The 26,850-nt window shown below is 30.7% G+C and carries 25 protein-coding genes; 17 read left to right on the top strand and 8 right to left on the bottom strand.

Features of this window, described 5'->3' with window-relative positions; translation table 11 throughout:
- Positions 1-9 precede the first annotated feature (9 nt).
- The 7 genes from ABEG63_RS04115 to ABEG63_RS04145 form a co-directional block, all read right to left on the bottom strand.
- Complete coding sequence (locus tag ABEG63_RS04115; RefSeq protein ID WP_346583174.1) at positions 10-1,275, bottom strand: hypothetical protein; 1,266 nt, start codon at positions 1,273-1,275, stop codon at positions 10-12.
- Positions 1,276-2,518: 1,243 nt separating this feature from the next.
- A complete protein-coding gene (locus tag ABEG63_RS04120; RefSeq protein WP_346583177.1) occupies positions 2,519-4,129 on the bottom strand; it encodes a hypothetical protein in 1,611 nt (536 codons plus the stop codon).
- Positions 4,130-4,170: 41 nt separating this feature from the next.
- Positions 4,171-5,127, bottom strand: a complete 957-nt coding sequence (locus tag ABEG63_RS04125) for a hypothetical protein (protein ID WP_346583179.1) — start codon at positions 5,125-5,127, stop codon at positions 4,171-4,173.
- Positions 5,120-7,240, bottom strand: a complete 2,121-nt coding sequence (locus tag ABEG63_RS04130; protein WP_346583181.1) for an AAA family ATPase — start codon at positions 7,238-7,240, stop codon at positions 5,120-5,122. Before ABEG63_RS04130 ends, ABEG63_RS04125 begins: the two co-directional genes overlap by 8 nt.
- Positions 7,237-8,589, bottom strand: coding sequence for a hypothetical protein (locus ABEG63_RS04135; protein WP_346583183.1), 1,353 nt, complete (start codon positions 8,587-8,589; stop codon positions 7,237-7,239). Before ABEG63_RS04135 ends, ABEG63_RS04130 begins: the two co-directional genes overlap by 4 nt.
- Before the next feature lie 7 nt (positions 8,590-8,596).
- Positions 8,597-10,594, bottom strand: a complete 1,998-nt coding sequence (locus ABEG63_RS04140; RefSeq protein ID WP_346583185.1) for a DUF87 domain-containing protein — start codon at positions 10,592-10,594, stop codon at positions 8,597-8,599.
- A gap of 14 nt (positions 10,595-10,608) precedes the next feature.
- Positions 10,609-11,598, bottom strand: coding sequence for a site-specific DNA-methyltransferase (locus ABEG63_RS04145; RefSeq protein ID WP_346583188.1), 990 nt, complete (start codon positions 11,596-11,598; stop codon positions 10,609-10,611).
- Positions 11,599-12,469: 871 nt separating this feature from the next.
- Here ABEG63_RS04145 and ABEG63_RS04150 point away from each other — a divergent pair.
- From ABEG63_RS04150 to ABEG63_RS04230, 17 genes are all read left to right on the top strand, one after another.
- Positions 12,470-13,945 (top strand): transglutaminase domain-containing protein, encoded by a 1,476-nt coding sequence (locus ABEG63_RS04150; RefSeq protein ID WP_267406697.1) that lies wholly within the window; start codon positions 12,470-12,472, stop codon positions 13,943-13,945.
- 114 nt (positions 13,946-14,059) lie between these two features.
- On the top strand, positions 14,060-14,356 hold the full coding sequence (locus ABEG63_RS04155; protein ID WP_346583190.1) for a hypothetical protein: 297 nt from the start codon (positions 14,060-14,062) through the stop codon (positions 14,354-14,356).
- Positions 14,357-14,378: 22 nt separating this feature from the next.
- Positions 14,379-14,687, top strand: coding sequence for a hypothetical protein (locus ABEG63_RS04160; RefSeq protein ID WP_267406692.1), 309 nt, complete (start codon positions 14,379-14,381; stop codon positions 14,685-14,687).
- A gap of 21 nt (positions 14,688-14,708) precedes the next feature.
- Complete coding sequence (locus tag ABEG63_RS04165; protein WP_346583192.1) at positions 14,709-14,987, top strand: hypothetical protein; 279 nt, start codon at positions 14,709-14,711, stop codon at positions 14,985-14,987.
- Positions 14,988-14,997: 10 nt separating this feature from the next.
- On the top strand, positions 14,998-15,303 hold the full coding sequence (locus tag ABEG63_RS04170) for a hypothetical protein (RefSeq protein WP_267406690.1): 306 nt from the start codon (positions 14,998-15,000) through the stop codon (positions 15,301-15,303).
- A 20-nt stretch (positions 15,304-15,323) separates the two neighbouring features.
- The gene (locus tag ABEG63_RS04175; RefSeq protein WP_312392149.1) at positions 15,324-15,623 is read left to right on the top strand and encodes a hypothetical protein; all 300 of its coding nucleotides are present in this window, start codon (positions 15,324-15,326) and stop codon (positions 15,621-15,623) included.
- Positions 15,624-15,645: 22 nt separating this feature from the next.
- The gene (locus ABEG63_RS04180; protein WP_267406687.1) at positions 15,646-15,939 is read left to right on the top strand and encodes a hypothetical protein; all 294 of its coding nucleotides are present in this window, start codon (positions 15,646-15,648) and stop codon (positions 15,937-15,939) included.
- 20 nt (positions 15,940-15,959) lie between these two features.
- Complete coding sequence (locus ABEG63_RS04185) at positions 15,960-16,250, top strand: hypothetical protein (RefSeq protein WP_346583196.1); 291 nt, start codon at positions 15,960-15,962, stop codon at positions 16,248-16,250.
- Between the two features lie 70 nt (positions 16,251-16,320).
- The gene (locus ABEG63_RS04190) at positions 16,321-16,623 is read left to right on the top strand and encodes a hypothetical protein (RefSeq protein WP_267406683.1); all 303 of its coding nucleotides are present in this window, start codon (positions 16,321-16,323) and stop codon (positions 16,621-16,623) included.
- Positions 16,624-16,630: 7 nt separating this feature from the next.
- Positions 16,631-17,014: a hypothetical protein gene (locus ABEG63_RS04195; RefSeq protein ID WP_267406680.1), complete on the top strand. Its 384-nt coding sequence runs from the start codon at positions 16,631-16,633 to the stop codon at positions 17,012-17,014.
- A gap of 3 nt (positions 17,015-17,017) precedes the next feature.
- The gene (locus ABEG63_RS04200) at positions 17,018-17,380 is read left to right on the top strand and encodes a DCC1-like thiol-disulfide oxidoreductase family protein (RefSeq protein WP_312392140.1); all 363 of its coding nucleotides are present in this window, start codon (positions 17,018-17,020) and stop codon (positions 17,378-17,380) included.
- A gap of 26 nt (positions 17,381-17,406) precedes the next feature.
- Positions 17,407-18,048: a hypothetical protein gene (locus ABEG63_RS04205; RefSeq protein WP_346583199.1), complete on the top strand. Its 642-nt coding sequence runs from the start codon at positions 17,407-17,409 to the stop codon at positions 18,046-18,048.
- Positions 18,023-18,958: a hypothetical protein gene (locus ABEG63_RS04210; RefSeq protein WP_346583201.1), complete on the top strand. Its 936-nt coding sequence runs from the start codon at positions 18,023-18,025 to the stop codon at positions 18,956-18,958. The genes ABEG63_RS04205 and ABEG63_RS04210 overlap by 26 nt, the downstream gene beginning before the upstream one ends.
- A 6-nt stretch (positions 18,959-18,964) precedes the next feature.
- Complete coding sequence (locus ABEG63_RS04215) at positions 18,965-21,103, top strand: outer membrane beta-barrel protein (RefSeq protein WP_346583203.1); 2,139 nt, start codon at positions 18,965-18,967, stop codon at positions 21,101-21,103.
- Positions 21,104-21,208: 105 nt separating this feature from the next.
- Complete coding sequence (locus ABEG63_RS04220) at positions 21,209-24,187, top strand: lantibiotic dehydratase (RefSeq protein ID WP_346583205.1); 2,979 nt, start codon at positions 21,209-21,211, stop codon at positions 24,185-24,187.
- Positions 24,188-24,191: 4 nt separating this feature from the next.
- Positions 24,192-25,355 (top strand): sensor histidine kinase, encoded by a 1,164-nt coding sequence (locus ABEG63_RS04225; protein WP_346583207.1) that lies wholly within the window; start codon positions 24,192-24,194, stop codon positions 25,353-25,355.
- Between the two features lies 1 nt (position 25,356).
- Positions 25,357-26,079, top strand: coding sequence for a LytTR family DNA-binding domain-containing protein (locus ABEG63_RS04230; RefSeq protein ID WP_267406670.1), 723 nt, complete (start codon positions 25,357-25,359; stop codon positions 26,077-26,079).
- Here ABEG63_RS04230 and ABEG63_RS04235 read toward each other — a convergent pair.
- Positions 26,056-26,430, bottom strand: a complete 375-nt coding sequence (locus ABEG63_RS04235) for a hypothetical protein (RefSeq protein ID WP_346583209.1) — start codon at positions 26,428-26,430, stop codon at positions 26,056-26,058. The two genes, ABEG63_RS04230 and ABEG63_RS04235, sit on opposite strands and share 24 nt — an antisense overlap.
- Positions 26,431-26,850: the final 420 nt, after the last annotated feature.

The raw sequence follows: 26,850 nt of genomic DNA on the forward strand, positions 1-26,850 counted from the left end.
AAATCTTAATTAAGAAGTTAATATGTCTTGTTTTATTTTTCTATCGATTTGATAATCAACCCAATCCATATCAAATTTAGTCATCATATCGAAAATAATGGTATAAATTGTTCTATGAAAAAATTGAAATAACCCAAATATTTCTTTAGCTGTCAAAAGATCTTCTATTCTTTTTCCATTATGTACAATCTCTGTTCGCAAATCTTTAGAATAATATTTAAATTTTTCAGAAAGGCTGTGGTAATCATTTTTATCTGTTGCGATATAACTGATAATTTTTCCTTTGATCATCTGAAACTGTTTGTATTCATGGGGACTTCCAAGAAATTCAAGAAGGGTCATGATCTGCATGAATTTAACACTCTGATTATCGGACTCAGCTATTGTAGTATTTAATTTTAATGCATACTTACACAATCTACCTACCTCACCAATTTCACTGTCTTGATACATAAAAATAGGTAAGTAAGTAATTTGCATGGTATCACTGATATCAGCACCAATTCCTTTTATAAAAGTTTTTATTTCGACTTCTCTTGATTGAACAACACCAATATCAAATTTTGGAAAGTATAATAAGAATGCTGAGTATCTGTCATCCCAAATACCAGCTCTTGCTGGAAGTAATTCAGGAGTAGTATAATTACACTCAAAAAATCTTATAATATCTAGGACTGGTTCGACTCTCTCACTATATTTTTTAATTAACTCAACATCATCCGGTTGTAGCATTTTAGCATACTCTTCAATTGTAATCGAGTCACGAAAGACTACAAGAGCATTATGTGTGAATGCCTCTTCATCAATCTGAGTTACAGACGTAACTAGATTTCGGTTACAACCTTCCTTTGGTAATTTATTAAAATCAAACTTATCAGGAATTTGTGTATTTAAAAGCTCGACAGGAAATTGGCCTGAAGGAAAAATACATAAATTTCTACTATGTATAGCATTATCAATATTTAACCTAGTTAATGGTAATATCACTATTTGCTCATTAAAAAGATCCTTATCATAATCCATATTTTCACTTTCAGAATAACATTTTAGATTCATCCATGGAAACGCTATTTCAAAGTCAGTAAAACTTTCTGATTTTTCAGATTCCATCTTGAAAGTAAGACCATCTCCTTCTGGAAAAGCACTTATCCAATATCCTTTTTTTTGGAGTTCTATAATGCCATATCGTAAATCAGATTCCGGATAGATATATTTTTTACCCCAAATCAAATTACCATATGTATTTTTAAATGATAATTTTATAAGTGCATTCATATTAAAATATTTTAAATTTATATATCAAATCGGCTAGCTTTATTTTTCAAATAAATGTTTTGAAAATTGTGATCCTTAAAGACATTTTCTCTATTGATCTTGAATATATTTCTTAAAAGTTTCATTAGCCTCTTCAATAGAAATCTCCTTAAATGACAATTCAATCCGAAACTTTTCTGAGCCTTCAAAAAAATCATCCATATCCGGCTTAATCCATTCTGAAGCATGAGTTTTTAAAGCAAGTTTAATAATATCTATAATAGCCGTTTTATCAGAATCATTTTCGCCAATTAAAACATTTAAACCTTTTGTTTAAATTTAGATTTTGAACGTTAAAATTGCCATCTGTACCGAATTTTCTAAAGTTCCATAATTTAATATCTTCCAAATACATTTTATAGTTTTCGATGATTGTTATTAGTCTATCTAAGATATAAAATAGTATTATAGTTTTTCTTATTTTCAATTTTTATATATTTGCCAACAAATTAAAATAACGTCAAGCGTAAGCTATCGTTTTGGTACATAAAGCCGCGAACTTTAAAATGATAACCAAAAATGATAGACTTACGCCCATGCTTATACGGCGTGGGCTAAGTCTTTCTGGTTATCGGGTACTTCGCGGCACCTATGTACGGATTGATATTAGTTCCACGCTTTTTATTAAATAGGCATGATACAAATTTTGACCGTTACAACCCAGCAAGAAGAAGGAGGAGCATTATTTCTAAAAATAATTTTGTTCGTCTATTTCATTCCTTCAATGATAGCGTTACTACGCCTTCCAGTTCTAAAGTTTAAATTTCTAGTCGTATTATTAATCAATGCATTCTTTGGTTGGACAGTGTATGGTTGGTGGCTGTCATTTATAAAAGCAGTATCTAGCAGAAAAGGATTTTAATGTAAGAATATTAATCAAGCAATTATAGAATGATAAAGGTAGTTTTAAAAGTATCAGAAAGCGAAATTAATCATATATTACGTAAACTCGCAAAACTGGGAATTAAAAATATAAAAATTAAAAAGAAACGGGAAAAATTAAATCTTTTTCGTTATAAAAACACATTAAAAGATACCCTTAATAAGTTGAATGAATGATAATAAACTAAATTAATATCAATGGTTTCCTCCAATCCATTCTTATCAATTGTTTTAAGCTCTGCAACGGTAATATGTTCTCCATCTGTTTGGGTGTCAAACAGATTTCGTATTAGTTTTAATATAACTTTATCCTTATCAAACATCAATTATTTTCAATATTTAAATTAATTCTCCCTGAAAGTGTACAATGACTAAATTCTCCATATATACCTTCGATAAAGCCCCATTTAAAAAGTGAATTATTGAGATGCAAATGATTACGTCGAATTTCGTCTATGCATCCACGAATAATTGTTTGATGTGAGATATTTTCAAAAAAGCTTTCCCATAAGTCTAGAGTTGGTAGAAAATCATACAAATACCTGCATTGGTCAAAAACAAATACATTAGAGTACATCCAAGTATTTTTTGCCTTGTATTTTATTCCTATAGTTTTTTCTGTATGTGCAATATAAGAATGTCCATAGATACCTAATAACAATTCAATTAATAAATTTTTCATTGGTATATCACAGGTCAGGTTCATATTTCTATCAAAGAAATCAAGATTAGTAATTATTTCCTTTAAACCTTCTCCACAAATATTATGAATAAAAGTATTAAAACCAGAATCTACTTCTTCAAAACGTTTTAATAAACTACCTATATATAAAGCATCCTCTATTGTCATCTTTTTTCGACTACTATTGATAAATTGACGTAAAGCATGATCTTTTGGTAAATTATTGTTTATTAGCCTAACCCAATTTAATAGCGGGTAACTATCAATCGAAAGTATGTAATGCGGTATTTCTTTTAAAATCTTATCCGAATTATCTGCATTTATCTTATCCGATTTTATAATTTTCAACTCTTTTTGGAGCAACTGTTCATTAAGTAGATGATTGCTTTGAACAGATCCTAAAGAAGATAATTGCCACATTGGAATTATTTCCGAAGCTATTGTTGGTATAAAATGTGTTAAAAAAGTATCATAATAAGAGTCTAAATGTTGATTTATAAAACTACTATATAATGGAAATGAAGATGATTTTTCTAATGGACTCATTCCGAATTCATCATCCACTGATGGAACCTCATAAAATTCCTTTGTTGCAAACCAGGTAGCTAATATATCACCCCAATTATAATTATCACCTGGCTCTGCAAAATTTGTAATAAACGTAGATAAGCCCGTTAGTCTTTTATTTACAAAAAGTTGCTTAATTATTTCAAGTGGGGACTGTTGTGTCGAAATAATTGGAGTACAAGCATCAAAATACACTATGTCAAATTCGTGATTTGTTAATTCAAAGAATTCAGCCAACGATCCACGGTGTAATTTGATGTGAATTTTATTTTCAATTAATGATTTTAATGCTTCTTTATATATTTTCTTATCTGATTCGATAGCCCAGATATTTTCAAGGATAATACCATTATTACATAAAATTTCTATGTCGTTAGATGGCTCTGGTCCAGAAAGATACAATACTTTCAATTCACTAGCCAATTTAGATTTACATTTTTCTTTGTAAAATTTTAACCAATTATTTCTTTCACTTGAAAAAAGCCAATTGTATTGATTGATATATTCAAAATTTTTGTTTCCAAGAAATTTGAAGAACATTTTATTAAAATGGTCTGTCATTTTAATGAAATGTTCTTGAGAAACTAGAAAACTACTGTGCCGTTCGTCTGTTAGTGATTGAATAGCATGCTTAACCAGCTTTTCACGAGCCTCATTTTTTAGGTTCTGTTTATAAGTCTGCATGATTGAATTTTGTATGAAATCTATATAACTAATTATACGGTCTAAATAAATTTTGCCTCGTCAAAATATTTGTCAATTATATACCTTGCTAAAGCCGCATATTCTTGGTCAGGATCTTTATATTTTTTCAAAATTTGCATTTCTTCCCTCATAATACCTTCGAACCAAGTACGTTTTTCTTCATTTCCCTCAATATTGTCATTAAAATTTTTAATCGCGTTTTCAACTCTTTTGATTTGAGCTTTTATTTGGATTATTTTCTCAGATCTGGCTATTACCAAATTTAATCGATGCAATGCATAAACTCTAATTGACTCTCCTGCCTTTTGTTTCTCAAGATCACTAAGCCCATCGTTTACTATAATTGCTCCGTTGTCATCATATTTAAAATATCGACTCACATTCGTATCCAGACAGGGGTTAAGCAATAATCTTTCAGTCTCTTCAAGGTTAAAAGCTTGGAGGTATTGCGCTCGATTGGCAAAGTATAAAGAACCATGACTGTGATTTAATCGATGTGTCTCACTAACAAGTGGAAATTGATCAAGCTTACCAAGTACACTTTCTTCAATATCTCCATCATTATTAATTTCATGAGTATTTGTTTGATTACAAAATGGACAAGCGAATAATAAGTTTTCCCATTCTGCTGCTAACCAATAATAACCGGGTTTTGAAGGTTTAGCTTCTTGTATTTCCCCTTTTGGTCTAAAGTGTTCAATATCGCCATTATATATTGTTATGATCTTACTTTCGCAATATGCGCACTTACCTTGAAACATTTCCAAAAGTGTTTTGCGCACGCATTTATCCTTGTAAACTGAATAGCCTTCTTTGATCCTCGCTCCGCGCGCTCCCATTTTCTTATAAGTTGTTTGATGATTAGTTACATCGCTAAAATATAGAATCGCATCTTTTGTTTCTATCACTCCATCACTTTCCGGATCGACATCAGTTTTAAGAATATCTGGACAATCACGCCTTTGTATATTAATCATATGCTTCTAAGTTTAGAGTTTTCCAAACTTCTTTAACCCTGCGAATTGTTTCTGCCTTTAACTCTTCTCTGTTTAAAGGATTTTTATCATAAGCAACCTTTTCGGCTAATAGTTTATCGATAACATAATACAGCAACTCTTCTCTAAGCGACGATCCTAATTGTTGCTTGTTTCTAAGCTCATCTTTTAGCGTGTTTATCTCCCTACGCTGTTCAGGTGTTACATTTTCATTTTTTGCTAACAATTCGTAATACCGATTGAATTTTGCTTCTATCTCTGGATCTACCAAACTACTTAGTCCGAAAAACTCTGAAGCAAGCAATTGATCAACTCGTAGAGTGGCTGGATCAGGCAATTCTGTTGTTTTCACCACTTCTCCTTTAATATTTTTAAGCAACAAGATTTCTCCGTTTTCTGCTCCTCTTAAGCATAATGGATGATGTGTAGAAATAATAAAATTAATATTAGGAAACACTTCTCTCAACTGTCTAACAATCCTCATCTGCCACCTTGGATGTAATTGATTACCTAACTCATCAATTAACACAATTCCTGACATTACTTTCATATCCGATTGTGCATCGGAAAGTTTCATCATTATATCGATAGCTAACGTAATAGTACTTTTATAGCCATCACTTAATTCAGCAAATAAAGTTTCGGAATCGCCTAGCACTATTTCTTCATTCTTTATGGAAAGATTAGTGTCCGATTTGTCATGTGGCAGTAATAGTTTTATAGAGTAAGCAATACGGTTAAAGAAATCAATATCATTGTTGTATATAGATATTAACCATTTACTTACATCATTTAAAGCCTTTGTAGGTTTAAATAAATTTGCATAGCTTACTTTTGAAGTGTCCTCTTTGGATGTGTTTTTTATTTCATCAACGGACAGACGTAAAGATCCATAGCCGATTAAATAGGAGTCAAATTCACCAGATTGCTTAATAGAACTGTCATTTCGATCTAATATCGTATGTATTATATTTTCGTTATTTCTCTCTTTTATTATGATTTCGGCTGTGTCTTTTCCTCTCTTTATCAACGAAATAATTTGATTAGAGGTTACAATCTTTCTTTCTACTTTTAATCCAATTGCTATTGCCTGAAGAATTGAACTCTTACCAACACCATTTTCTCCAAGTAAAAACAACCATGATTTTTTATCTATATCATCTTCTTTAAAGTCAATTCTTAAATCATCAATGGATTTAAAGTTTTTGATATGAATATACTCTATTGGGAAGTAATCACTTTTTATAAGATCTTTCCATAATCCTTCTCTTTTAGTTTGTTTTTCCTTTTCTCTAAACCAATCTTCCTTTGTTTGATAATCTTCTAAACCTATTATTTGTCCTAAAAAAGGTTGTGTTTCTAATTCATTTAACAATATGAATCTTTTGTATGAAAGAAATTCAATATGCGGATCTTCTAATTCATAAATAGCAGTAAAATATTTTTTAACTAAATCATTATCAATTTGTTTCCCAATAATTAAAGATTCTACTGCTGCTATAATCTCGTTTCTAGCATTTCTTCTTCCTTCTAATAAATTACTTCTATTTAGTCGTAATAATTCAATAGTCTGATTCCCTTCATCTGTTAACGCATCAATATGACCATTATCACTAAACATATAATTTAAATGATTTCCGCCTTCATCAAGATATGGATTTAATAGCATTCGATGTTCATTTTGATAATCATCGTTTTTATTTAATGCTCTCCGTCCTTTTATTGGAAAATAATTTCCTTTGTATTGATTGCATTCTTTACAGGCATAAATCAAATTATCCCAATCAAATGTTAACCACCAGTAAAGATCTTGATGAAATTCATTTTTATCTCTTACTCCGTCATTAGGCCTATATCTATCAATCGTTCCTAATTCCGGAGAATCTATTTTAATTTCACAGTAACCACACTTACCATGAAATGCTTCATGCATATATTTTTTTAGCTCTTTGTCTATTTCTATATTAAATGGCCAACTATATCGTTTTTGGTTTCTATTATCCGCCGCAAAAAATTCTTCCATTTTTTCAATAGCTAAATGAACAATTTCCGAATTTAGATAGTCCGGAGCTTTTTGTTTTTCTATTTTAATCATCTTCCCATAGATTTTTTAGCAAATCGTTCCAATATATTTGAACTTGGATGGTTTGTTAGTGATATAAGCTTATTTGCAATAGCAACAGGAATCAACGCATTCTCATAAATATCACATCTTAATTTATCAATATTCATAAGTATTTCTTGGATATTTTTTAAGTCACCAATCTCTGGTTGATTGTAATATGTGTTATGATTTTCTACTGGTATGGTAAGAACATAAACTCTTTTATCAAAAGATTTATAAATAAACTTTCCACTGTAATATGATGTACTACCGTATTGCTGTTCTTTGTGATTACCAACTTGTATATAAGTGTAGATATGCTCATTATTTAATAAAAAGACCTGACCAGGATTTAATTTGTCTTTAATTTGCCTTGCATGATCAACAAAAGCTCCAGAGCTTTCAACTCCAACCAAATTAATCTTATGATTTAGATTAAGATATGTTAGTAAAGACTGCATAGGTTTATGCATATTTGCTGTTTCTCCACTAAAACTTAAAGGACCATCCTTTACAAGTAAAAAGCGATTCACTAGTCCATCTTCAATTTCCATTAGACTTTTGATAGTATGGATTATAAAAAAGCTCTCTATAACACTTTCCAGATATGTAATAATTCCTGTTGCTCCAGCATCATTATCAACTTTCTCAAATAATCGGAACACATCACTGATTAATATTTCCTTTTTACATTTTTCATGTGTACAGTTCCAAGAATAGTTAGAGAAACTGATTTTATCTTTCTCGAGATAGATATCTTTGGTTTCGCAATGAGGACACTGAGAAAGCTTATAAGTATTTTTAGTTGACGAAGGGTTATATTGTTCAAATATAAACCAGTACAAGGTTTCTAGAATAGATGTTTTACCTGAATGTGTTTTTTTGAAAAATTCATGAATAGCTTCTCTAACGGTCGTTCTAAAATCAATATCTTTTTTAAGTGCAACATTTTTTGTGGGTAAGACAAACTTTTCTCGTTCTATTTTTTTTAATTTATTAATATCAGAAGGTGATACGAATGGCTTCTTTTCCATTTCATCCAAATCAGAACCTTTGATAAGAAGTGAACCAAACTGAAAAAAAGTGATTAATGAAGATGGAAAACTTTTTTTAACAGGAATGGTCGTGCTTTCTCCATCAACTGCAACAATAAATTCAATTGTATTCTTTTCAGGATAAACAATATCATATTTAAGTGCATTATTCAATTCTACATCTTCTCCCTCAACTGGAATCTCACAATTGTTTAGATATTGTTTTACTTCTTCATCATTAATAATGTAGCTATGAGAAATTCGACTACCTCGTTCGAAACTATTATTTGCGTAATCGTCTGTCATATTCCGGTTATTTAAAAAGTCCGATCTGTACTGGAACCACAAAAGGATTAGAATAGGTTTTCATGCGAACAAATCCCTTATCATTCTTAGCACTAAATTTAATTAAAGCATCTGCAAAATCACTAAAATCATAAAACTTACGCAATTCTTTCACTTCATCCTCATTATTTAAGTGAGCAATAAACCAATTCTGCGTATTTTTTAAAATGTTCGAACTAATTGAACTTACTTCTTGTGTTGCATATACCATCCCCAAATTCAGCTTAGCCCCCTCTTTAGCAATTCTATTATAAATCTGACTCAAATCTTTATCATCTTTCTTTGGAAAAAGATTGTGTGCTTCCTCGAAATAAAATTGTATGAAATTATTAGGTTTAGCATCAATGAAATTAATCATTGATAAATTAAAAATTGCTCTACAGATTTTTTCAGAATATAAATTCTGAATTTCAGGATCTCCTTGAGATAAATCGACAATTACTATTTTTCCATCTTTTACAAGTTTGCAAATATTATCTTCAAACAATTCTGTCGCAGAATTAGTATGATATTTTAAAAGTGGTCTTAGCTTGATATAGCTATTTATGTAATTTTTCTCTCCTGGATTTCTATATTGAGTTAGAAATCTAATAATTGCTTTCAAATCATTATCAGCCCATTGCTTCCCCTTTTTACTTTCATAATCTTTTAAATAATCCCATGTATCGTAATTTTTCCAAATTTGAGTGAACCATATTATTGCGTCATCATAAGAAATCCCTTTTTTAGGGTCAATGCCACCTTCCTTTACCTGTTCATTAATTTCTTTACATCCTTCAAAGTAAAGTTTATTACTTCCTGCTAAAGTAAATCCAGCTAACTTCAAACAGCATTTATAAGCTGCAATCTTTCTGTCGTATCTAATTTTTTCTCCTCCCTGTAATTCCCCTTCTTTTTCAAGACTAACTCCTAAGAAATCTTCCACATAATCAGATTGTTTCCCAAACTGCTTAAAATATCCACGCATTAGTTCCTGCCCAGATGAGACATCTTTATAAAAATTAATTTTTAACACTTCAAAACCAATCTTTTCAAGTACACTATATCTAGTAACATCATTTTCATATTTTTCAAAAATTGCAGTTCCATCCTGTAGATTTTTATTTGCATATTCACCATTAATGTCAAAAATAATTTGACCTACTTTTGCTTTAGGAATTTCATTTTCATTATATGGGTTAATATCTTCTTGAAAGCTACCTGTTGAAGTAGCTGTCACTTTACTTGAAAGTTCTTGGGTTGCCTCAATTAACTTTTTAACAGTGTTTGATTTACCGGTTCTGGTCATACCAAATAATGCAGTTCTTTTTCCTAATATATCTTTCGTATGCATATATACTTTTTCATCTGTACTTGCACCTTCTAAATAATTCTTTCTGCTTGAACTGTAGCGAACTGTTCCTATTTGAAAATTAGAATTGGGCTTTAATGGACCATCATTATCTCTAAGATTTACAATATATCGAAGGTATTTACCTGATGGTTTATAGACTTTATATAAATGTGGAGAGTAAAAATTTTCAAGATCTGCTCCAAATTCTATTTTTCCATCATTGGTTTTATAAAATGTTCCAAGTATAGAACATTCCATACCAGAACAACTGAATTCAAATCTCGTGAATTGATCAATTTGTCTGTTTTTCCCTGCTGTCTTAAGTTCTTCTTTAAAATACTCTATTCTTGAACTGATTACATTGTTGTCACTTGGAATAGAACAAGGTCTTAATGCTCTCAACAATAGTGCTTCATGTACAATTTCTTCTCCAAAGTCATTTTCATAAAATGCCAGCAGAAAACAACCTTGAGCAATACCCCCAACATTGTATTTCCAATCATCACATGTCAATAGACTTGTTTTGTTGTAATCTATTTTGAAAGGATTACCTACAAAATCCTTGGAGTTTTTTGCAACCTTAAAAATATCGGTCTTCCCAATTTGTTCAAACTCATCTCTTAAGTTTTCCATGTTTATAGTAGTTTTTATTTTAATGGTGATTTTAAATCAGGATCACTAAACCTAATTATGGCTTGTTCAATATAATCTTCTTTAATTTCAAATGATATCCACTTACGGTTTAATTTTTCTGCACAATAACCTGTAGTGTTACTTCCAGAAAATGGATCAAGAACCAAATCTTCTTCATCTGTCAAAAATTGAATAAAGAAATTTACCAGTCCACCAGACATACGAGCGGGGTGTGGTGTAATTCCTTTCTCTCTACAAGTTTTTAGAAAATAGCCATTAGAATTGGTATTTGAAAAACTCAATACACTGTGAGGTAATCTAACTTCTCTATTTTCATCCAAAGCTTCCATTTCAAAGAAGTTATGGGAAATACTTCCCCCATTATCTTTTAGAAATCCTTTTTCACTTATTTGATGTTCTGATGGACGTTTACCTGCATTATAGGATTGTTTTTTTAGCAATTGTTCCATACTCTTACTGTAGGGACGTAATACTTTGCTATTATCTGCTTTTGGGAAATCATTTTTGGCAATCCACCAAACGTGTGTATAACTGTCAACTGTTCGTAATCTATTAACAGTTACCCATTGAGCTGGCGAAGGCAATTTCGACGGGTTATAGCAAATGAATTCCTGAATTAACCTAAGATCAGCTTCAGGATGCTTAACCATTCCTAAAAGACATTCTAGATGTAATAATGATTGAACAGGTCTCTCTGGTTCCCAAGCATTTCCAATTTCTATGACCAATGAACCATTATCAGCTAAAAGATCAGAAAATATTGGTGCTAATTTTATAAACCAATCTTTATATTCTTCCCCTTTTTCGTTTCCATATTGCTTTTTATTATTCAGAGGAAATGGGGGTGAAGTAACTATAAGATTCACTTTACCTTTCAATTTGGCTAATTTTTTATCATTTTTCAATAACTCAAGCGAATTACCTACTACAAGTTTACCAAGCTTGGATTTATATTTTTTATTTTTCTCTATTTCATCTAACATAAAAACCTATTTACAGTATATATTCTTAACTCTCTAAGGTATACTACTTCCTTAAAAAATTATTGATAATTAATTAAAATATTTAAACCTTCAAAATTAAGTATTATAACTTCCACATAATCTATATATTGATAATTGTGCTTAACTATCAAAAATACCTAAATCTTAAAAAAATTAAATACGGTTTTCCGTAAAATACAAATTATAGAAAAAGTTAGGAAAAATCACCTAAAAAAATATCCGTATAAATACGGATAATGTAAAATTTATGGATATTGAAAATTCATTTTAATTATTATAATCAAAACATTCTTATCACAATCAAGCTTATTAATCAGTTGATTAAACAAGAAATTTTAATCATCTATTGATAATAATTAACTTCCGATAACACGAAACAAAGAAATTATTGCAATCTACCAAAGCATACATGATGAGAAAATGAACATTTCAATACACAAAATTATATCTTTTGAATCAGAACAATGCAGTGAAATAAAATTTTAACATCATTAATAATTATTTGATTATCAAATTATTAATTATTTTAAATACGTCATGTTTTGTCGCATTTATAGGCTTTATTGCAAGGTTTATTTTTCTGCGATTTTCTTTTATTCTTTCAAAGAAAATGATCCTAATTAATTATAAGTTTATCCGAATAATTGAGTTTTTTATCAGACAAAATCCACATCTCGTCGATATTATTATTATTCTAAATAGCAACTTTATACTTTTGAGGAACATTAAAGCAAAGAATCACAAAATAAGAATTGGTTTGATTATAATTTTTCAACAATATTCTTTAAAAAGTGAATATAGAATGATAAAAACTAATGCTTATAAAAGATAAGTAAAAAAATAAAAACTAATGAAAACCTCAAAGCAAAAAATATTTAATAAGAAAAGCGTCTTGTATGTACTCATTGCTTCGGCGTTGGCATCATGTACGAATAAAAGTGACAGCTACGGTATTTTGAACAGTGATAGAAGCATTAATTATAAAACAGCTTTCGATTTTGTAAAGAAAAATGCGATTTTAAATTTCCATGTAAGTAATTCGGGAAACCAAGAGCAGGATTCGAAATTTATTAATGATAATGACATTACTGAAAATGTAGAGTTATCTTATGACAAGTCTAAAGAGCTCATTAATTCAAATGCAATATCAGATTATAGCTTTGTTAATTTTGTTCTTCCTTATAAAGTTAATTTCACCAATGATTTCAACTGGCGAAAAAACGTTTTGAAAAGCTATGAACTTCCTAAAACGTATGTTTTAAACTCTGAAAAATCTGTTATTGAAGCATCAAGCTATTTAAACAATAGAATAAAAAGTTTAAATATTCCTTATTCGGCTCCCTTTCCTCAGGAAGATTACTGGTCTTTCAGTCATTTATTAAAAGAAAAGAAAGGTTCTGATATTGCGTTGGTAAATCTTGCAAGTTTTATCAATAGAGCCAACGGAATTCCTGTAACCATAGATTATGCTCCGGTTTGGGGAAATGCCGATGGAGGAAAAGCATGGAATGCGTTGGTATTTGATCAAAAAAAATCGTTTGCATTTGCCGGCGGTACAGATAATATAGGAAATTTTGATCCTAAAAAAATTATTAACAGTATAAAAGACACTCTAAATAATTCTTATACCATTACAAAGGTATACCGAAGAGGTTTTGTTCCTGATACCGCTTCCGTTTATCTGAAATATTATAAGACATTGAGCAAAATGGGCTTTACTTCTACTTACTCAGATATCGATGTAACAGATCAGTATGCGAAAACTATAAAATACAATGTAAACGGGTTTTATAATGATAAAACAGAGATTGCCTTACTTTCTGTATTCAGTTTTAATAAATGGCTTCCGATTGCTGCCATAAGCCCTAAGCACAAACAGATGGTGTTTGATAAAATAGGAGTCGGCGCCTTATATCTTGTTCATTCACCAGATAATTATTCTAAAAAAGCATTATTTTATGTAGATAAAAGCGGAAAGCTGCTATTCTTTGATAAGTCTAAAACTTCTACAATCACGATTTCTCAAACAGAGTCTATCGCTACCCGACTAAAAAATATGGCTGCGGAAAATAGAAATGCAAATAATATAGCATCTCTTGCTCAAAATACAATTAATTCTAAACTGGAAAACGGAAAAGTGTATACATTGTACAAATTGAGCGACAGTAACTGGGAAAAACAAGAAACTAAGTCTGTGGCCAACAACAAATTATCATTTTCCGGGCAATATCAAGATGGAATTTATATGACTGCTCCTGAAAAAGAAGAAAAAATAAATTCAAAAAGACCTTTCATTGTTGCAGGCGGAAAGGTAGTCTTCATCTAAAACACCAAAAACTTCTCAATATATACTTCGTATTTCTCTTATTTAAATGAAGAGAAACAGGGAAAACTTTACCCAAAAATCCCTGAAAAAAATCCAAATCTCAAAATATTAATCATGAAAAATTACAGAAAATTACTTTTTGCGGCATTCGGGATTATTCCTTTAGCCCTTTCTTCCTGGACATCGGAAGATCCAATTAAGCAATATCAGGTTATCGACAACCAGAGCAAAGTTTCATCTGTTGGCACAATCGGAACGTCTGATTATCAAAGTGAAATCATTGTGCAAAGTAAAAAAGATGTTTTAGTCTTGGTAGACAGATATGACTATGTAGACAAGGTTGTAATCACTACAAAAATATTAGAACCTACAACCTCATCTGTGGAAGATATTATAAAAACGTATCAATAAAATTTTTAAATAAATAATAATCATGAAAAACAATAAGAAATTACTTCTTGCAGGAGTTGCTGTTGTTCCACTAGCGATTTCATCGTGGACGTCTGAAAACACCACTTCAAAAATTCAAAACATTGACGATCATTCTAAACTATCTTCTGTTGAATTAATCGGAACAACCGATGTAATGATAGATGTTTCTGAAAAAGATAAAAGAAGTGTCGTTGCCTTTATAGATAAAACCGACGCCCCAAGTAAAGTAGCTGTTTCGTCAAAAACATCAAAACCTTACGATCCGGATTTATCCATGTCCTTTGAAACGATCGTAGAAACCTATAAATAAATTTCCAAACAACTAATAAATATGAAAAACTACAAAAGGTTACTCATTGCAGGATTGGCAATAGTACCGCTAGCCCTTTCTTCGTGGGCATCGGGAGAACCTCCGGATAAAGACTATAAGAAAACCACCGATTATAGTACCGAAATCACAAAAGATAATATCGGAACAAGCTCTGTACAAGACGAATTATTTTATCCTCAAAGACAACAGATCTCTGTACAGCTTAGAAGTTCCGATAAAGTAACAAAAGCTCTCGAGCCTGTTCTTACGATGAACGAAATTTTAGAAAATTATAAATAAATATTTTATTATGCGAAACTACAAAAAGCTATTATTAGCGGGGCTTGCAATAGTTCCTTTGGCATTATCTTCCTGGACTTCGGAAGACCCTACAAAAAACATCAGAAACCTTCAGGATTATCCTACCTCTCAATTAAAAGAGATGGATCAGCAAGTTGGGGCAGGCTTCTTACAAAGCATTTTTACTGTAAAATCAAAGAAAACAGTAATTAATGTATCCAATATGGAAACTGTGGAAGTTGCCGAATCTAAGGTAACTACAACTATTGAAAACCCGGGATTTTCTTTAGACAAATTAGTAAAAGATTATCAATAAAATTTTAATATAAAATTACTATGAAAAACTACAAAAAGTTATTATTCGCCGGATTGGCAATCGTTCCAATGGCGCTTTCTTCTTGGACTTCTAATGATCAAAATGTAAACTTCCAAAACGGAGACGGAAGCAAGCTGGCCAACGAAGAACTTGTGGGAACCGTAGCAGCTACAAGCTCGGTAACTGTAAAAACTCAGAAAAAAGTAATCAGCGTATCTACTATACAGGAAGTAAGTGTTGCTGAAAAAACAGTAGCAACAGGTTCAGGATCTCTTGAACCGGTACTTTCTCTAGATAAAATCGTAAACGATTATAAATAATTATTAAAAACAATATTATATCATGAACAACTACAGAAAATTATTATTCGCAGGATTGGCAATCGTTCCAATGGCGCTTTCTTCTTGGACTTCTAATGGTCAAAATGCTAACTATGAAAACGGAGACGGAGCTAAATACTCTTCTATCGAGATCATTGGGGATACTGCAGCAAGCAGCGTAGTAACTACAAAAACAAAGAAAAACATCTTTTCTAAAGAAACAGTGGAAACAGTAGACAAAGTAGAGAGCAAGGTAGCAATCTCAGCTTTCGACAAAACTCTTTCTTTTGACAAAATCGTAAACGATTACAAATAATTATAAAACAATATTATATCATGAACAACTACAGAAAATTATTATTTGCAGGATTAGCAATCGTTCCAATGGCACTTTCTTCTTGGACTTCTAATGATCAAAATGTAAACTTCCAAAACGGAGACGGAAGCAAGGTGGCAACCGTAGAACTTATTGGTGATACTGCGGCAAGCAGTGTAGTAACTTCTAAAACTAAAAAAACAGTTTTTGAAAAATCAAGCATTCAGGAAACGAATGTCGTAGAAACAAAAGTGGCTACAAGTTTAGATCCAATATTAACGTTTGACCGCGTTTTAGAATCTTACAAATAATTTATTAATCCATAGCACATTCAGTTGAATGTATTCAACTGAATGTGCTTCTAAAAAACTTTTAAACCTTATGAAAAAATCTATTCTAATCTTACCAGCAGCTTTATTACTAACAGTTTCTCTATTATCATTCAACAAATCTGATAACGGAATTGAAACGGTAAAATACGACACTATTGGAAAAGTAGCATCTATGGATGATGAGCTTGGAGCTTTTATTAAAAGTACAGTTATTACAAACAAAAGCTTTAAGAAAGAATGCTCTGTAGACGTTTGCGTAAAAAGAGATGCGGTAAGCGTTTTTGAAACAAAAATTGTATCTGCTATGGATCCAAGTATGGATTTAGGTAGAATTGTTGCAACTTATAAATAATTATATTATGAAAAGCCTTTATTCTTACTCATTATCAATCATCTGTGCAGTTATTTTTCTTTGTTCATTCAATATCGAAAGAGGTAGGCATATCTACCGAAACGGATGGGCAATCCCTGCACAACAGAATCTGAAAATTAAAAATTCTTCCAAAGAAAATTTAGATGTTGTTTTATATAACCCTTCTACAACAGAAGATTTACAATACATCAACAGCAGTAACGAGTTGAAAACTTTACCTAAAAATGACTCTGTAACTACAAAAATAAATTTCAAAAATGAATTTTACGTTGTAAACAATTCTAACAACGAGAGCCTTTTCAAACTAAAGATATTGAATAATAGTGGCAGAATAAAGGCTTTCATACAAAAAAAGCTTCCAAAAAATTAGATCATGAAAAAACTAATAGTGTATTATGACGGTTGGTGCCCACGTTGTACCAAGTTCATGAAAACAGTAAAAAAGATAGATTGGTTGCAGCTTACAGATTTTCGCTCACTCAGAGAAAGAGATCCATCTATGAAAGGAATTGACTATGCACTGGCAGAAAAACAAATGGCCACTTATGACAATGCCTGGGTTTACGGATACGAATCCATTTTCAAAATCCTGATCAGATTGCCCCTGCTCTGGCTTTTCGTACCGGTTCTTTGGCTAATGCACATCACAAAAATCGGTCAGGCAATTTACATACAGCTGGCTGTTAACAGGAAAATAATCCCTCTTCACTGTGACAATGATGTTTGTAATATTTAATTATTAATTTTTTTATACTAATTACAATGAAATACCCAAAACTTTTTTTCATCTTCAGTATGGTGCACATTGCCCTGATACTGATCGTGTGTACCGCAAGTACCATCGATTCTTACGAGAAATCTACATCGTATGTGAAAAACGATTTCACAGATGCATTAAAAAACACAAAAGATCAAATTAAAGAATTCAACAGTGTAGCAGGAATTCAACAATATCAGGCATTCGCAGGTATTAACGCAGGATACGGATTCTTCGCTCCAAACGTTGCAAGCTCTTATATATTGAAAGTATCAGTATACGATAAAAATAAAAACCTGGTGAAGGAATCTTACTTCCCACCATTCAAATCTAAAGAAGGTCTAAACAGATATCATACACTATTAGGATATTTCCAAGATAGACTGACGATTCTAGAAAATAAAATGCAAAAGAAAAAATCTACAGAATTCAATGAATCTGATAAATACGGAGAATTCTTAGACATCTTCATAAAAAGTATAGGAAGATATTATTACAAAGATTACAATTCTGATAAATATAATATTTCATGTACCCTTTATCTACATCATCACCCGATGCTAAATGAAATAAAAACAGCCGACAAAACTAAACCAGTATTAATTAAACTCCTTGACATCGATGCAAAACCTCTTAAGAAAAACTAGTACCCTTCCTTACGAATTTTATAGATTCTTTAATGAATTTAAACTGGAAGACCGATTGTTCTTTGCATTTTTCAGAATCTCCATGGGATTATTCTTTTTGGTGCACTTTGTATCTACCCTTACAGATTTTGATCTTCTTTTCACCAATAAAGGGTTGATTCCTTTAGATGTGATAGAGTTTCTGGGCGCAGATAGAATGGTATCCTTCAATTTCATTATGAAATACCTTGGAACCATGAATATTTCAGAAGCATCTGTAATCATGGGCTATATTGTCGCTTATATCTTAGCATGTATTTCCTTAACAGTGGGATTCATGAGCAGGCTTTCCGCGTTGATTATCTTAATTCTTCATCTTATTATCTTTCAGTCTTCAAGTACTTTTATGTACGGAATTGATTTCTTCAAATCTATCGCCATGTTTTATTGCGTGATGTTTCCCTTAGGAAGTTTTTATTCTGTAGATTCAAAAATATTTAAACTAAAAGAGATCAATCCTACCCCATTCAGAAACCTTTTGAGAATTCACCTGTGTATCGTTTATTTCACTTCAGGTTTAGATAAAGCATTCGGAATCAACTGGTGGAACGGAGAATCTATCTGGAAAGCATTACACTTACCGGGATTCCAGTCTTATATTCTTGATAACACCAGCTATGATGTATTTGTAAGCTTTCCGATCATTCCAATTTTCATAGGAGTTTCTACCATTGCAGTAGAATTATTTTATCCTTACTTCATGTGGAAAAAAAGTACAAGAAAGTACTTTATCTGGATGGTAGTAGCATTACACGCAGGTATCATCATCGCAATGAATCTTTATTTCTTCGGAGCCTTAATGATCTTATTAAACCTAAGTGCCTACTTAAATCTTGAAGAATCTAAAAAACCAGTAGCACTAACAGCATAAAATACCATGAATTATTTCCAGAATAAAACCAGCAGAGCATTCATATTACTGTCTTCATCGATAGTAATATTAACCTCAGCTCAACAAAAAGATACGGTAAAAAATGAAAAGAAAATTGAAGAGGTGAAAATCACACGTTCGGCTGTAAAGTTTAAAAATGGAAAAATAATCATATCAGCAGAAAATACCCCGGTAAATGATTCTAAAAATACCTGGGAGTTTATAAAAAACTCGGGATACGCAGATGCTTCAGAAGATGGCATCATAAAAATCAAGCAAAAATATACCACCGTATACATCAACGACAGAAAACTTCGTCTTTCGGGTTTAGAGCTTAAAAATTATTTAGAATCTATCCCAAGTAAATTGATTAAAAACATTGAAGTTATCGGTACTCCGGATTCTTCCTACTCTGCAGAAGAACAATCGATTATCAGAATAAATTTAATCAACAGCAGCATTGAAGGATTAAAACTAGGAATAGGCTCCAGCCTTGGTTTTACCAAGAAGATGAATATGTCTCAAAATTTAAATGTAAACTATAAATCTAAAAAGTTTGAGTTTAATACGCTTGTAAGCAGCGTGCACAGCAATCTTCTTACAGATGTAAATTCACAGAGAGAATACAAAAACAATATTTGGGATATTACTCAGGAGCAAGATATTAAAAGATCTACCAATATTTATTCTTTCTTGGTAAACTATTTCGCCAATAAAAAAAATAAATTCAGTTTATATGCTGAATATAATCCATCTAATACAGCAAGTAAGCTAAATGCAGATAACGGCTTGCCAACAGCTGATAGAGTATCTAGAAAAGATTCTATATTTAAATACAATTCCAACTTTAAAGATAATGGGAGAAGTACCAACTTTCAGGCAAATTATAAGTTTGAGAATGATTCGGCAACCCAAAAGCTTAATATTCAGTTTGAATATTTGAATGCTAACAGAAAAACAAATAACAGTTTTAAGAATTATTATTTTCAGAATCCTGAATATTTGGATGGCAATCAAATAGACGATACATCATCAAGAAATATCAATATGTATATCGGAAATGCCAACTACACTTATCAAACGAAAAAGTTGGGAATCTGGTCAGCAGGAGGAAGGTTTTCTTATAGCGATATTAATAATCCTATCAATATTTCTGTAAACAATATGCCTTCTCAGGAAAGTTCTCAAAACTACAGCGAAGAGCAATATGCTTTGTTTTTAGAAGGCCAGAAAGAATTTGGAAAAACGTATGTAAGATTGGGAATGCGATATGAAAACAATGTCACCAATTTTTTTGATAACAATCTGAAATCGAATTCATTCAAAATTGATGGTTTTTATCCTAATGTTTTAGTTCAGCACAATTTTTCAGACAATTTTCAGATGGAGACGAGTTATAAAAAAACGTTGATAAGACCAGATTATTTTCTTCTGAATCAATTAAGACGAAAAAACAGTGACGACAGCATGTTGTATACATCAGGAAACATCAATATAAGGCCTCAAATAGAGCATGAAGTTGATCTTTCTTTTTATTACAAAAATCAAATGCTATCCGTAGGCATGAATTATTCTCCCAATTACATCAGTACGCTGATTATAAAAAGAGGAGACTATCTTGTTCAGGAATACAATAATTTCAAAATGATGACTTTATATGCGAGCTTAGCATTGAATAAAGTTTTCAAAGAGAAGTATGTGATCAAAAACTATATGAATGTGAACTATTTGCCAATTATGGAGTTTGAAGGGTTTGATAAAGGAAAAACCAATCTTGCCTTCAACAACAGAACAGTTGCCGGGATCATGTTTAAAAACGGATATGCAGCAGAAGCTTCTTATTCTTTTTCTACAAAATTTTATGATGGCTTTTTTAAACACGGGGCAACAAATAATCTTAGCTTAACCATTCAGAAAAAAATACCTCATCTTAATTTAACAACCTATGTTATTTTCAGTGATATATTAAAAGGGCAAAAAAATTATGACGAAGCCATGTATGATGTTACCTATAAAAATATGTCTTACAACGATTCCCGCAGTATCAGATTAGGATTGTACTGGACTTTTGGAAACCAAAAACTAAAAGAAATAAGAAAAGAAGGATCTCTAACCGATGATTTGAAATCCAGAAACAGAAAATAACTTAAAATTAATCATTAAAACTCATCAGAAGTTTCGTATTCAAACGATTATATGATATTTTTGCTGAAATTCTAATTTTATACCAAAACAGAATTTCTAAAAACCATGCAAAAATATGAGACCTACAACAAATATGTCATAAGAAAGCCTTTATTTTCTTATGACATATTGTTTAATAACAACGAGACAAAAAACATAGAAGAAGTTGTAAACGAAATGGTTAACAATGATGATTTCGTCACCTCTATCTATTGGAGTTCACCTGATCTTTATGAAACAATCTCAGCTTATAAACAAAAATTACTCAGCCAAGATAAAATCAACAGATTATTCCATACTTTAAAAAAATATGTCATCAGGATCAGCACCAGACCTACGCCTTACGGAACCATGGCAGGTGTTGTGTTAAAAGATCTACAATCAGAAGAAAAACCTGTTCTGAAAGCTCGTAAAGCTAGAATAGATATGGATTTTTTATCTGAATTAAAATCTCACATAGAAAATAACGAATTCATTAGACCTCATTTAAAGTATAAAGCTAATAATACATTAATTAAACTTCATGGCCAGTATAGATATCAAGAACCCACGCAAAAGGAAGGAGAAGAAAAATATCAGCTGACATCTCTAGAATCTAACGAATTTCTCGATCAGCTTTATGAGTTATCAGAATACGAAGAATATAATGAAATTAAAAATATATTTCCATCTAATTTTGAAAATGAAGAAATTTCAAGTTTTTTAGAGGAATTAATTGATATTAAATTTTTAGTTAGCGAACTTCAATCAACCCTTACCTCAGACACGGCGCAAAATATTAAAAACACTCTCCAAAAGCTATTCAATAAAGGTATTTCTGAAACTAAAATTTACTTGGATATTTTAAATAAGATAGAAAACTGTACTTGTATTTTAGAAAATACGCCTATTAATTATTTGCCGGAAGCCGAAATTAATGACATTAAAAATTTAGCAAAGGCTTTAGAAATTGAGAAAACACATATCTTTCATGTAGATTTGCAGCATAATCTGGAAAGCAATTTTGAACTGACCAATCAAAAGCTAAAAAATATCGCTCATGCCGTATCTATTCTACATCAATTTGGATCTTATAACTCGGCATATGGAGAGCTCGAAACGTTTAAACAAATCTTCAACAGTAAATATGAATCAAAAGAGGTTCCTCTTCTAGAAGTTTTAGATACAGAATTCGGAATAGGTTTTCCTGCCAATTCTCAAATCGGAAACATTCAAGGAAATAGTCTTATCGAAGGATTAGGAAAAACGAAAGACACCTCAGCAAAAAATCGAGAATCATCAAAGCTTGATCTTTTGTTAGATTTAATTGAGGAAAATAATTTCTCTAGAATTTCTCTAGAAGATCATGATTGGGGAACTTTAGAAACCGCCCCTATAAAATCACGTAATTTTCACATTGCCGGATTTCCTTATAAAGAAGGCTTCTTTTTACAAAATATTGGAACTTCAGGAGCGAATAATATTTTAGGAAGATTCGGTTTATTTGATGAAAAAATAAAAGAATTTTGTGATGAGATTCTACAACAGGAGCAAGAAAATAAAGACATTATTTTTGCCGAAGTAGTATTTGCTCCCGAAAAAAGAATCGCTAATATCGCAAGAAGACCCAAGCTTTCGGAATATGAAATCCCTATTTTTGCAGAAAACAATGATGAGACAAAAACCATTCTGCTTCAAGACATTATGGTTTCTGTTTATAGAGACAAAATTATCTTACGTTCTAAAAAACTTAATAAAAGAATAATTCCCAGGCTTTCAAACGCTCATAATTTTTATACTAGCGAAAATGCTATTTACCGCTTTCTTTCAACTTTACAATCTTCTGAGCATTATAATATTCATTTAAATTTTAATTATTCTACGCTCAAGAAAAGATTTATCCCAAGAATTGTTTTTAAAGATATTATTCTGCATCGCGCCAGCTGGATATTGCATGAAAATGATATAAAAAAAATAAAAACATCTGAAAACCCTTTACAAGCGTTGAAATTTTTTCTTCAAAAATGGAACGTTGAAAAATATATTGCTTTGATACAAAGTGATAACGAACTTTTTTTAGATACTTCGAATGATTCATATCTTCTTTTGCTACTCGAAGAATTAAAAAATAATAAACTCATTCAGTTATCCGAATGGCTTGGCGCAGTAAATGGTGAAACAAACTTTATTGAACAGATTTTATTGCCTTTAAAAAATGTAAACTTTTCATCAGAAACATCGGTACAAATTCAAAATAAAACTCTTATACAAAGAAGTTTTGCACCGGGAAGTGAATGGCTATATTTAAAAATATATTGCAATTCTAATATTTCAGATCATATATTATCTGATCTTATTTTCCCCGTTTTGAATGAATTGGTTGGAAGTAATCTCATGAAATCATCTTTTTTCATTCGTTATACAGATCCTCATTATCATATTAGATTAAGAATCGAGCTCTCCGATACAAAATATTATTCTGAAGTTCTTCAAAAATTATATACCGTATTAAATCCTTATTTTCAGGAACAAATGATCTGGAATCTGCAACTAGATTCTTATCAACGAGAGCTTGAAAGATATTTACCGGAACATATTGAAGCTACAGAAAGGGCCTTTTACTATGACAGCATCCTCATATTTCAATTGCTAAACCACGAAAGTTTCAGAGAAACTGAAGAAATGAGACTTTTTGCCGCTGTTAAAAATATTGATAAATGGCTTTCGGTTTTCAGATTTTCGTCAAAAGAGAAATTAGAGTTTTGTCAAGAAATAGAAGACTCTTTTTCAAAGGAATTCGGGTCAGAATTAAAACGACATATTGCTTTAAAATACAGAATTTTAAACGAAGAGCTTAATAATTTTCTTAAAGAATATATATTTGAAGAAAAATTTAATACAAGAGATAAAAATATAAGTCAATTAATACTTTGCAAGGAAAACTTGTCTAGCTATATTCATATGAGTATCAACAGGTGGTTTTCTTCAGAACAAAGAGCTTTAGAATTTATGTCTTATTCTTTTGCTGTAAAATATTATAAAAGAATCTTAAGCCAAGCAAAATAATACAATGGATACACACGGTAAAATTTCTCCCTTTTTAGAAAGAGTATCAAAATTAGATTTTGATGTTTTTTATACTCCGATCACTAGATTACTTTGCCATGTATTTATGTGGTTATTTTTCTTTTCGTTATTGTTTTTAAATTATTGGTTAGAACTGAATTTATCTTTTCAGTCTAGCTTTTTGCTTTGCGGAAGAAGTACAATAAACAACATTATTGTTTTTTACATATTTTTCTACATTATTGTTCCTATTGTTTTTAGAAGCAAGAAATGGGGAATATTTTTCATTATTCTCAGTATTCCGATTTCTATTTTTATTTGGTTATCTGCTAATTATGTTCAGTTTAATATTTTACATTATTTAGGAGTTGAGATTAATGACGGTCCTTTAAAAGATATTGTAAGCAAAAATGCACAACAACATTATTTACAAGCTGTATCTTTCCAAAATATTTTCGGAAATGCGATGATCGTTATTTACGCTTTTTCGCCGCCTTTTTTCGTTAAAATACTTTTTGATATTACCCGCCTTTTTAATCGAACTATTTTCTTTCAAAAACAAACTTCAAACTTAGAATTACAAAATCTTAATATCGAAAAAGATTTTTTAAAGGCTCAGCTTAATCCTCACTTTTTATTTAATACACTGAATAACCTTTACGGTTTGGTTATAAAAAAAGACCCCTCAGCTCCGGAAGTCATCATCAATATTTCAGACATGATGGCTTATACATTGTACGAATCTAATACTGAAAAAGTTCCGTTGCAAAAAGAGTTAGATTTTATTGCTAATTTCTTTGCATTAGAAAAGATGAGATATTCTCCAGATTATGATATTTTGTTAGAAACTTCGATTGATCAAAATATAGAAAATACTACAATTGCGCCATTATTAAGTTTTACATTCATAGAAAACGCATTTAAGTATGGATTAAAATCTACAAAAGACAATTTTTTAAAAATAAAAATCAAAATTTCAAATAATATTTTCTACCTTTCGATTGCTAATAACAAAGAGAAACAATCTTTGAAAAAAACTGTCTTAGGAGGAATTGGTGTAAAAAATGTAGAAAAAAGACTCAACCTTATTTATCCCAATCATCACGAATTAATTATTGAAGACCGAGAGACCAGTTTTTTTGTTTCCCTATCTATAAAACTAGACTGAGATGAATGAGAAATTAAGATGTATCGTTATTGATGATGAACCTATTGGTAAAGAATTAATTGTAGATTTTGTAAATACTATTCCTTTTTTAGATTTAAAAGCTTCTTTTGAAGATCCGGTAATGGCACTTACCTATTTACAATCAAATGATGTTGATATTATTTTCAGCGATATTCAGATGCCGAAAATTAATGGGATAGATCTTATTCGATCACTCACCAAACAACCTTCCATTATATTTATTACTGCACACAGAGACTTTGCTCTCGAAGGTTATGAAGACGGCGTTGTAGATTATCTACTGAAGCCTGTAGCCTACAACAGATTTTTAAAGGCGGTTAATAGAGCAAAAGAAAGATTTAGTGAATCTAATACTAAAGCATCTGCCATCACAAACCCTCCAAACAATATAATCGACAGGATTTTTATCAAAGTAAATGGTAAACTTGTAAAAGTTACATTAGAGGATATTCTTTATGTGGAGGCATTGGGAGATTATCTAAAAATTGTTACCAATACAGAATCTCACACTACTCTGGCCACATTAAAATCAATGGAAGATATCTTATCTGCTCCAGATTTTTTAAGAGTTCAGCGGTCTTTTATTGTAAAAATAACAGCGATAAAATCTGTTTCAGGAAACGTTGTAGAACTTACAAACGGAAAATCTATTACAATTGCCGCGGCAAAAAAGGATGAACTATTCAACCTTTTGGGAATCTAAGTCACATTTTCGATCAACTATTTTACTAATTTCTTCTACAAACTGCTGATATAAGATATTTGAATGTATTGCACCAATAGATTGTAAGAAATTCTCATCAAACCAATTGATAATAATTTCTTTGGAGAAAAGAGAATGTATAATAATGACAATTTTGCCATTATTAATACATTCTGCTATATAAAATTTGTCTAAATCTATAGAATCAATATCCCAAATGATGATTTGTATATCTTCATACGCGTCATTAGCTTCTTCGCATACAATGAAAAACGGCGTTTTTGTGATAAATTCTTTGAATTTATTATAAATAAGAAGATTGTCAGATATGATTTTACAATTTATCCACATTATAATGTCTTTTAAAAAAATGATGAACTTATAGAAGATATAGACGTTGGATTAGTTGAAAGAAAAGTATCGTCTCCTCCTTTTGATTTTGAGAAACTCTTAATTACTTTTTTTTTAACGACTAACTTGGATTCTTGTGTGTTTACTTGTTTTTTCATGATTGGTTAAATTTTCTGTAACAAATATGCTATAAAACAAAAAATAAATAAACTTTCATCGATAGAAAATTGCATAAAACCGTTGAAATATATGGTTTTCCCGATGAAAGACTTAGCCCATTCCACTTAAAATACTTCAATTGATAATTATCTTGTCTATTAATTATACATACAGCAGCCAAAACATTAATATAGAAGTTTTGTAAAGCAACAATTAAAATTCACTAAATATTGAAAAATATTTTATAATTTTATAAAATTC

Source organism: Chryseobacterium sp. C39-AII1 (genome assembly GCF_039672645.1).
In the GTDB taxonomy this organism is placed as follows: domain Bacteria; phylum Bacteroidota; class Bacteroidia; order Flavobacteriales; family Weeksellaceae; genus Chryseobacterium.

Excerpts from the sequence above, each read along its gene's own strand:
- ABEG63_RS04115 (WP_346583174.1), bottom strand. The coding sequence starts at position 1,275 with ATGAATGCACTTATAAAATTATCATTTAAAAATACATATGGTAATTTG.
- ABEG63_RS04120 (WP_346583177.1), bottom strand. The coding sequence starts at position 4,129 with ATGCAGACTTATAAACAGAACCTAAAAAATGAGGCTCGTGAAAAGCTG.
- ABEG63_RS04125 (WP_346583179.1), bottom strand. The coding sequence starts at position 5,127 with ATGATTAATATACAAAGGCGTGATTGTCCAGATATTCTTAAAACTGAT.
- ABEG63_RS04130 (WP_346583181.1), bottom strand. The coding sequence starts at position 7,240 with ATGATTAAAATAGAAAAACAAAAAGCTCCGGACTATCTAAATTCGGAA.
- ABEG63_RS04135 (WP_346583183.1), bottom strand. The coding sequence starts at position 8,589 with ATGACAGACGATTACGCAAATAATAGTTTCGAACGAGGTAGTCGAATT.
- ABEG63_RS04140 (WP_346583185.1), bottom strand. The coding sequence starts at position 10,594 with ATGGAAAACTTAAGAGATGAGTTTGAACAAATTGGGAAGACCGATATT.
- ABEG63_RS04145 (WP_346583188.1), bottom strand. The coding sequence starts at position 11,598 with ATGTTAGATGAAATAGAGAAAAATAAAAAATATAAATCCAAGCTTGGT.
- ABEG63_RS04150 (WP_267406697.1), top strand. The coding sequence starts at position 12,470 with ATGAAAACCTCAAAGCAAAAAATATTTAATAAGAAAAGCGTCTTGTAT.
- ABEG63_RS04155 (WP_346583190.1), top strand. The coding sequence starts at position 14,060 with ATGAAAAATTACAGAAAATTACTTTTTGCGGCATTCGGGATTATTCCT.
- ABEG63_RS04160 (WP_267406692.1), top strand. The coding sequence starts at position 14,379 with ATGAAAAACAATAAGAAATTACTTCTTGCAGGAGTTGCTGTTGTTCCA.
- ABEG63_RS04165 (WP_346583192.1), top strand. The coding sequence starts at position 14,709 with ATGAAAAACTACAAAAGGTTACTCATTGCAGGATTGGCAATAGTACCG.
- ABEG63_RS04170 (WP_267406690.1), top strand. The coding sequence starts at position 14,998 with ATGCGAAACTACAAAAAGCTATTATTAGCGGGGCTTGCAATAGTTCCT.
- ABEG63_RS04175 (WP_312392149.1), top strand. The coding sequence starts at position 15,324 with ATGAAAAACTACAAAAAGTTATTATTCGCCGGATTGGCAATCGTTCCA.
- ABEG63_RS04180 (WP_267406687.1), top strand. The coding sequence starts at position 15,646 with ATGAACAACTACAGAAAATTATTATTCGCAGGATTGGCAATCGTTCCA.
- ABEG63_RS04185 (WP_346583196.1), top strand. The coding sequence starts at position 15,960 with ATGAACAACTACAGAAAATTATTATTTGCAGGATTAGCAATCGTTCCA.
- ABEG63_RS04190 (WP_267406683.1), top strand. The coding sequence starts at position 16,321 with ATGAAAAAATCTATTCTAATCTTACCAGCAGCTTTATTACTAACAGTT.
- ABEG63_RS04195 (WP_267406680.1), top strand. The coding sequence starts at position 16,631 with ATGAAAAGCCTTTATTCTTACTCATTATCAATCATCTGTGCAGTTATT.
- ABEG63_RS04200 (WP_312392140.1), top strand. The coding sequence starts at position 17,018 with ATGAAAAAACTAATAGTGTATTATGACGGTTGGTGCCCACGTTGTACC.
- ABEG63_RS04205 (WP_346583199.1), top strand. The coding sequence starts at position 17,407 with ATGAAATACCCAAAACTTTTTTTCATCTTCAGTATGGTGCACATTGCC.
- ABEG63_RS04210 (WP_346583201.1), top strand. The coding sequence starts at position 18,023 with ATGCAAAACCTCTTAAGAAAAACTAGTACCCTTCCTTACGAATTTTAT.
- ABEG63_RS04215 (WP_346583203.1), top strand. The coding sequence starts at position 18,965 with ATGAATTATTTCCAGAATAAAACCAGCAGAGCATTCATATTACTGTCT.
- ABEG63_RS04220 (WP_346583205.1), top strand. The coding sequence starts at position 21,209 with ATGCAAAAATATGAGACCTACAACAAATATGTCATAAGAAAGCCTTTA.
- ABEG63_RS04225 (WP_346583207.1), top strand. The coding sequence starts at position 24,192 with ATGGATACACACGGTAAAATTTCTCCCTTTTTAGAAAGAGTATCAAAA.
- ABEG63_RS04230 (WP_267406670.1), top strand. The coding sequence starts at position 25,357 with ATGAATGAGAAATTAAGATGTATCGTTATTGATGATGAACCTATTGGT.
- ABEG63_RS04235 (WP_346583209.1), bottom strand. The coding sequence starts at position 26,430 with ATGTGGATAAATTGTAAAATCATATCTGACAATCTTCTTATTTATAAT.